The sequence below is a fragment of the Aneurinibacillus terranovensis DSM 18919 genome, from assembly GCF_000430625.1.
Classification (GTDB): Bacteria; Bacillota; Bacilli; order Aneurinibacillales; family Aneurinibacillaceae; genus Aneurinibacillus_B; species Aneurinibacillus_B terranovensis.
Genome location: NZ_AUMJ01000111.1, coordinates 1 through 2102 on the forward strand (window position 1 = coordinate 1; position 2102 = coordinate 2102).

The 2102-nt window shown below is 41.2% G+C and carries 2 protein-coding genes; both read right to left on the reverse strand.

The window, feature by feature from the left end:
- Positions 1–72: 72 nt before the first annotated feature.
- Positions 73–252 carry a hypothetical protein gene (locus tag H525_RS0115395; RefSeq protein ID WP_027416906.1) on the reverse strand — a complete coding sequence of 60 codons (180 nt, stop codon included), beginning with the start codon at positions 250–252 and terminating at the stop codon, positions 73–75.
- A 357-nt stretch (positions 253–609) separates the two neighbouring features.
- Entirely contained in the window at positions 610–2022 is a 1413-nt protein-coding gene (locus tag H525_RS0115400; protein WP_035101542.1) for an aldehyde dehydrogenase family protein, read from the reverse strand.
- Between the last annotated feature and the right edge of the window lie 80 nt (positions 2023–2102).

The window sequence follows — 2102 nt, forward strand, 5'->3', positions numbered from 1 at the left end:
CTTAAATTCTGCCGTATATCGATTTCGTTTCTCCATGTCCTCAGTATAACTTATTTATCGCCTCCTTGTGTCTCACCTTATGGGTTCATTGTAAATCGCCTCATATACCATATTCACTTTTCCGGTTGTAAACCAGGAAAAATTCTTCTCGGCATCTTTCCAGTTCGCTGTTCTGGCTGTTTCGTCATAATTCTTTAAGTTAGCCGTTTCATCCAAAAACATAATGTCCTTCTGTCTCTCTTTTGTCGCCATGGTTTCTACTCCTATCTTTAGTTTTTTCCCTTTTGTGTTTCATGATCCTTATCTATTTTATATCTGTTATATAACAAATGTTATATTTTTTCGACAAAATAAAGAGAATTACCTCTAAAAATTTCGATTTTTAGTTATTTTTTTATTGATGTGTCGGGCCCCTATTTGCCCTCCTGATACTTCTGTAACAAATTTATGCATTTTACAACACCATATGGTTAATCAACAGGCCTAACAGAGCCGTCTCGCAGGACAATGAACACCTTAATAATTTCTCTTCTCGGCCAAAATGATAAATAGGGACAAAAGCTTGTCCCTATTACCTAATTCTATTCAAATGATGTAGTCGATTTTGGATTAGTTTAAGTTAATCCATACGCTCTTGACTTCGGTATAATTTTCTAATGCATAGCTTCCCATTTCTCGTCCAATCCCACTTTGTTTGTATCCTCCAAAAGGAGAAGCTGCATCAAAAGCGTTGTAACAGTTTACCCATACCGTACCTGCCTTTAATTCATTGGCTACATAGTGGGCTTTCTTCACATCCTGTGTCCATAAACCTGCTGCTAATCCATATTCGGAGTTATTTGCCCGACGTATCACATCGTCTAAATCTTCAAATGGCATGGCGGCTACAACAGGACCAAAGATTTCTTCTTTGGCAATGGTCATCTCATCGTTGACATCAGCAAAAATCGTGGGAGCTACAAAATAGCCATCTCCATGACCATAAACGCCACCGGTAACCACTTCTGCACCTTCTGCCTTTCCTTTTTCAATATAGCTTCCTACACGTTCTAATTGCTCCTCAGAAACCAATGGTCCCATTTGGGTAGATGGCTCAATTCCAGCCCCTTGCTTAATTTTTTGTGCATGGGCAGCTAAATCAGCGACCACATTATCATAAGATTTCTTCTGAATAAAAAGACGAGAGCCAGCAGCACAAACTTGTCCTTGGTTAAACATAATGCCCATTAAAGCTCCGGGAATCGCTTTACTCATATCGGCATCCGGTAAAATAATATTAGGCGATTTTCCACCCAGCTCAAGGGAGATCTTTTTTACTGTACCCGCTGCTTGACGCATAATCATTTTTCCTACAGGCGTGGAACCTGTAAAGGCAATTTTATCCACATCCGGATGCTCTACAAGCGGTGCTCCGGCTGTTTCTCCAAATCCTGGTATAATATTGATAACCCCGGCTGGAAATCCTGCTTCAAGTGCTAATTGACCTAAATATAAAGCTGACAGCGGGGTTTGCTCTGCTGGTTTTAAAACGATCGTACATCCCGTAGCAAGGGCTGCTCCTAATTTCCAGGTTGCCATCAGGAGAGGAAAATTCCATGGAATAATTTGTCCGACCACACCAACCGGTTCATGGCGAGTATAGTTAAAATAGTTACCTGCAACTGGAATGGTTTGTCCCACAATTTTGGTAGCCCATCCAGCATAATAACGGATATGATCAATGGCAAGGGGCACATCCGCATTGCTTGTTTCACGAATGGGTTTCCCATTATCTAAGGTTTCTAGCTGTGCTAACTCTTCTTGATGGGCTTCCATTAAATCCGCTAATTTATAAATGAGACGACCACGTTCAGAAGCACTCATTTTTTTCCACGGACCATTTTCGAAAGCTTGACGGGCTGCTTTTACCGCTTTATTGACATCTTCTGGTCCTGCTTCACTCACCACAGCCAATACTTTTTTGTTTGAAGGATCAAGAGTTTCAAAGGTTTTCCCCGAAACCGCTTCTGTAATGCCCCCCATTGTCAAGACACAATTTCGAAAAAAATAAGTTATGTCCTCCTTCGATTGTAATGGGGCGCAGGCGCGATTTAAGCGACCCG